Genomic DNA, 4,668 nt, shown 5'->3' on the forward strand with positions numbered 1-4,668 from the left:
ACACAATCAGAAACACAATTAAACTAAACGACTCAAAACATATCAAACCCGGACTAAGGTAAAGAAACGCGCCGCTGAGACCTAAAAGCAGTCCGCAGAAAACGGCGACGATGGACCAACCGAAAAATTTCAGCAGACGAATCAAGGCTTTTGGACATCCAGGGCAAAGAATGAAATTGGCGACGGGCTTGCGGTGACATTCACGGACGGCCCGCGCTGGCGGTAAAAGCGGAAAAAATCGCTGGGCATTATAAGCACTTTTCCGCTGGGGGCGTCATTTGCGCTTCTGTCAAGACGGGGCGAGGGAACGCAATGCGCATAACGGAGTCCGTAAGTCACGGATAGTCATAGGGATTGGGCAGTGCCAGGACTCTTCAACAAAAAGGCCAGCACGCTGCTGGGGATCGACATCAGCTCCACGTCGGTGAAGCTGCTGGAACTGAGCCGCCAGGGCGAGCGCTACCGGGTCGAGGCCTATGCGGTGGAGCCGTTGCCGGCGAACGCCGTGGTCGAAAAGAACATCGCCGAACTCGAAGGCGTCGGGCATGCCTTGTCCAGGGTGCTGGCCAAGGCGCGCACGGGGCTTCGGGGCGTCGCGGTGGCGGTGGCCGGCTCGGCGGTGATCACCAAGGTCATCGAGATGGACGCCGGGCTGTCCGACGACGAGATGGAGAACCAGCTCCGGATCGAGGCCGACCAGTACATCCCCTATCCGCTGGACGAAGTCGCCATCGATTTCGAGGTGCAGGGCGTGTCGCCGCGCAACGCCGAACGGGTCAACGTGCTGCTGGCCGCCTGCCGCAAGGAGAACGTCGAGGTCCGGGAGGCGGCCCTGGCCCTGGCCGGGCTCACGGCGCGGGTGGTGGACGTCGAGGCCTACGCGCTGGAGCGCTCGTTCAGCCTGCTCGCCTCCCAGCTGGCGGACTCCCAGGAGCGCCTGACGGTCGCGGTGGTCGACATCGGCGCGACCATGACCACCCTGAGCGTCCTGCACAACGGCCGCATCATCTATACCCGCGAGCAACTGTTCGGCGGGCGTCAGCTGACCGAGGAGATCCAGCGCCGCTATGGCCTGACCTTCGAGCAGGCGGGGCTTGCGAAGAAGCAGGGCGGCCTGCCGGACGACTATGTCGGCGAAGTGCTCCAGCCGTTCCGCGAGGCGCTCGTGCAGCAGGTGTCTCGCTCGCTGCAGTTCTTCTTCGCATCCGGCCAGTACAACGCGGTCGACCACATCCTGCTGGCCGGCGGCACGGCGTCGGTGCCGGGGCTCGACAGCCTGATCGAGCAGCGCCTGGGCACGCCGACCCAGGTCGCCAATCCGTTCACCGACATGGCCTTGAGCGGCAAGGTCAACGCCGGGGCCCTGGCCAGTGACGCACCGGCCCTGATGATCGCCTGCGGGCTCGCGCTGAGGAGTTTCGACTGATGGCGCGGATCAACCTTCTGCCCTGGCGTGAGGAGCGGCGCGAAGAGCGGCGCAAGCGTTTTCTGCTGGCGTTGACCGGCGTGGTGGTCGGTTCGGTCGGGGTGGTGCTGATCGCCGACCAGATCATCGGCGCGGCGATCGAACGGCAAACGTCTCGCAACGAGTACATCGGCAAGCAGATCGCGGTGGTCGACGAGCGGATCAAACAGATCAGCGAACTCAAGGCCCGTCGCCAGCAACTGGTGGAGCGCATGCGCATCATCCAGGACCTGCAGGGCAACCGGCAGGTCAGCGGGCGGATCTTCGATCAGCTCGCCCGGACACTGCCTGACGGGGTGTACTTCACCGACGTGAAAATGGTCGGCAAGACCTTGTCGATCAGCGGTGCGGCGGAGTCGAACAACCGCGTCTCCGACCTGATGCGCAACCTCGACGCCTCCGACTGGTTCGATGCGCCGAGCCTCAATGAAGTGAAGGCGACCACCGCCGGGCAACTGGATCAGGCCAACACCTTTCAGCTGACCGTTCGCCAGACCCGGCCCAGGATGGCGGAGGACGACCAATGAAACCGTCCGAATGGCTCGGAAGCCTGCGCAGCATCGACTTCAACGACCTGGACACCGGCAACATCGGCTCCTGGCCGACGGCGGTGAAGGGGCTGGCCGGTGCGCTGCTGATGGTGCTGGTGCTGGCGCTCGGCTACAACTTCTTCATCAGCGACCTGGAGAGCCAGCTCGAGCTCAAGCGCGAGGAAGAGGCCACGCTGAAGGAACAGTTCGCGACCAAGGCGCACATGGCGGCCAACCTCGAGCTGTACACCCAGCAGATGAAAGAGATGGAAAACTCCTTCGGCGTGCTGCTGCGTCAACTGCCCAGCGACACCGAGGTGCCGGGCCTGCTGGAGGACATCACCCGGACGGGGCTCGGCAGCGGGCTCGAATTCGAGGAGATCAAGCTGCTGCCGGAGGTGACCCAGCAGTTCTACATCGAGCTGCCGATCCAGATCACCGTCACCGGCGGCTATCACGACCTGGCGACCTTCGTCAGCGGCGTGGCCGGCTTGCCGCGGATCGTCACCCTGCACGACTTCGAGCTCGCACCGGCAAGCCCCGAAGGCGGTTCGAAGCTGCGCATGAGCATCCTGGCCAAGACCTACCGCTACAACGACAAGGGACAGCCGCAAGACAAGGGGCCGACGCCATGAGCCCGATCCGGTGTTTCATTCCGCTTGCCCTGGCATTGGGGCTGGGTGGCTGCGGGGGTGGCGACTTCAGCGACCTCGACGCGTACATGAATGAGATCCGCCAGCGTCCGCCCGGCAAGATCGAACCCACTCCGGTCTTCCATGCCTATCCGACCTTCACCTACAGCGCGGCGAGCCTGCGCAGTCCGTTCTCCCGCCAGGTGCGGGTCGATCTGGCGGGGCAGAGGCACGGTTCGCGCAATGTCAGGCCCGACCCCAACCGGGCCAAGCAGTACCTCGAAGGTTTCAACATCGAGCAGTTCGAGATGGTCGGCACGATTTCCAACGCCTCCGGCTCCTTCGCGCTGCTGCGCGGGGCGGGCGGGGTGCATCGGCTGAAGGTCGGCGATTACCTGGGGCGCAACGACGGGCGCATCGTCGCCATCAGCGCCTCCCAGGTCGATGTGGTCGAGATCGTGCCCGATGGCGAGGGCGCCTGGCTGGAGCGGCCGCGCACCATTCCTTTGAAAGAGCACTCATAGTGGAAGTCGAACAATGAACAGGATTTTCGTAACCCTCGGTCTTTCGCTATGGATAGCGCTGCTGTCGCCGACGGTCGATGCAGCCAGCCTCAAGGCGCTGGACGTGGCGGCGTTGCCGGGCGACCGGGTCGAGCTGAAACTCTCGTTCGACGGCCCGCCGCCGCAGCCGAAGGGGTACACCACCGACTCGCCGGCGCGGATCGCCCTCGATCTGCCGGGCGTTTCCAGCCAGTTGGCGAACAAGACCCGCGACCTGGGCAGCGGCAACGCGCGAACGGCCACGGTGGTCGAGGCCAAGGACCGGACGCGGATGATCATCAGCCTGACCCAGCTGGTGCCCTACGACACCCGCGTCGAGGGCAACACGCTGTTCGTGGTGGTCGGCCAGGGCGCCCGCAAGTCGCCTCCCCGGGCGGCGGCGGTCGCGCCGCGTTCCGTGCCTGCCGCAGCGCCGGCCAAGGCGTTCGCCCCGACGGCCAGGGCCATCCGCGGCGTGGACTTCCAGCGCGGCTCGGCGGGCGAGGGCAACGTGGTCATCGACCTGTCCGACCCCGGCATCGCGCCGGACATCCAGGAGCGCGACGGCAAGGTCGTCCTCAACTTCACCCGTACCCAGTTGCCCGAGCCGCTGCGGGTGCGCCTTGACGTCAAGGATTTCGCCACGCCGGTGCAGTTCGTCAACTCCAGCGTCAGCGGCGACCGGGCGACGGTCACCGTCGAGCCTGTCGGCACCTACGAGTATTCCACCTACCAGACCGACAACAAGCTGACCGTCAGCATCCGGCCGATGACGGTCGACGACCTGCAGAAGCGCAACAGCGACCGCAACAGCTACAGCGGCGAGAAGCTGTCGCTGAACTTCCAGGACATCGACGTGCGCTCGGTGCTGCAGTTGATCGCTGACTTCACCAACCTCAACCTGGTGGCCAGCGACACGGTGCAGGGCGGGATCACCCTGCGCCTGCAGAACGTGCCGTGGGATCAGGCGCTGGATCTGGTGCTCAAGACCAAGGGGCTGGACAAGCGCAAGATCGGCAACGTGCTGCTGGTGGCGCCGGCTGACGAGATCGCCGCCCGCGAGCGGCAGGAACTCGAGTCGCAGAAGCAGATCGCCGAACTGGCGCCGCTGCGCCGCGAGCTGCTGCAGGTCAACTACGCCAAGGCGGCGGACATCGCCAAGCTGTTCCAGTCGGTGACCAGCGCCGAGGCGAAGGTCGACGAACGTGGCTCGATCACCGTCGATGAGCGCACCAACAACATCATTGCCTACCAGACCCAGGACCGCCTCGACGAACTGCGGCGGATCGTGGCGCAACTGGACATCCCGGTGCGCCAGGTGATGATCGAGGCGCGGATCGTCGAGGCCAACGTCGATTACGACAAGAGCCTGGGCGTGCGCTGGGGCGGTTCGATCCGGAACAAGGGCAACTGGAACACCTCCGGCGTCAGCAACGGATCGTCGACCACCATCGGCACGCCGGGCAGCACCAGCACCAATACGCCGTTCGTCGACATGG

5 protein-coding genes are annotated in these 4,668 nt (G+C 65.1%); all 5 read left to right on the plus strand.

Annotated elements, in window-relative coordinates:
* The first annotated feature begins 361 nt into the window (after window positions 1–361).
* The gene (locus tag ACIP0B_RS27925; protein ID WP_400838317.1) at window positions 362–1,426 is read left to right on the plus strand and encodes a pilus assembly protein PilM; all 1,065 of its coding nucleotides are present in this window, start codon (window positions 362–364) and stop codon (window positions 1,424–1,426) included.
* Window positions 1,426–1,992, plus strand: a complete 567-nt coding sequence (locus ACIP0B_RS27930; protein WP_400838320.1) for a PilN domain-containing protein — start codon at window positions 1,426–1,428, stop codon at window positions 1,990–1,992. The genes ACIP0B_RS27925 and ACIP0B_RS27930 overlap by 1 nt, the downstream gene beginning before the upstream one ends.
* Window positions 1,989–2,630, plus strand: a complete 642-nt coding sequence (gene pilO / locus ACIP0B_RS27935; protein WP_400838323.1) for a type 4a pilus biogenesis protein PilO — start codon at window positions 1,989–1,991, stop codon at window positions 2,628–2,630. Before ACIP0B_RS27930 ends, pilO begins: the two co-directional genes overlap by 4 nt.
* Window positions 2,627–3,151: a pilus assembly protein PilP gene (locus ACIP0B_RS27940; RefSeq protein WP_400838326.1), complete on the plus strand. Its 525-nt coding sequence runs from the start codon at window positions 2,627–2,629 to the stop codon at window positions 3,149–3,151. Before pilO ends, ACIP0B_RS27940 begins: the two co-directional genes overlap by 4 nt.
* Window positions 3,152–3,164: 13 nt before the next feature.
* Window positions 3,165–4,668: AMIN domain-containing protein (locus ACIP0B_RS27945; RefSeq protein WP_400838329.1), on the plus strand; the 1,504-nt coding region annotated here is incomplete at its 3' end.

Origin of the sequence: Pseudomonas sp. NPDC089534, assembly GCF_044749305.1 — a bacterium.
Lineage (GTDB): Bacteria > Pseudomonadota > Gammaproteobacteria > Pseudomonadales > Pseudomonadaceae > Aquipseudomonas > Aquipseudomonas ekonensis.

What these genes read in the sequence shown, in the direction of transcription:
- ACIP0B_RS27930 (WP_400838320.1), top strand. Translation starts at nt 1,426, where the DNA reads ATGGCGCGGATCAACCTTCTGCCCTGGCGTGAGGAGCGGCGCGAAGAG.
- ACIP0B_RS27940 (WP_400838326.1), top strand. Translation starts at nt 2,627, where the DNA reads ATGAGCCCGATCCGGTGTTTCATTCCGCTTGCCCTGGCATTGGGGCTG.
- pilO (WP_400838323.1), top strand. Translation starts at nt 1,989, where the DNA reads ATGAAACCGTCCGAATGGCTCGGAAGCCTGCGCAGCATCGACTTCAAC.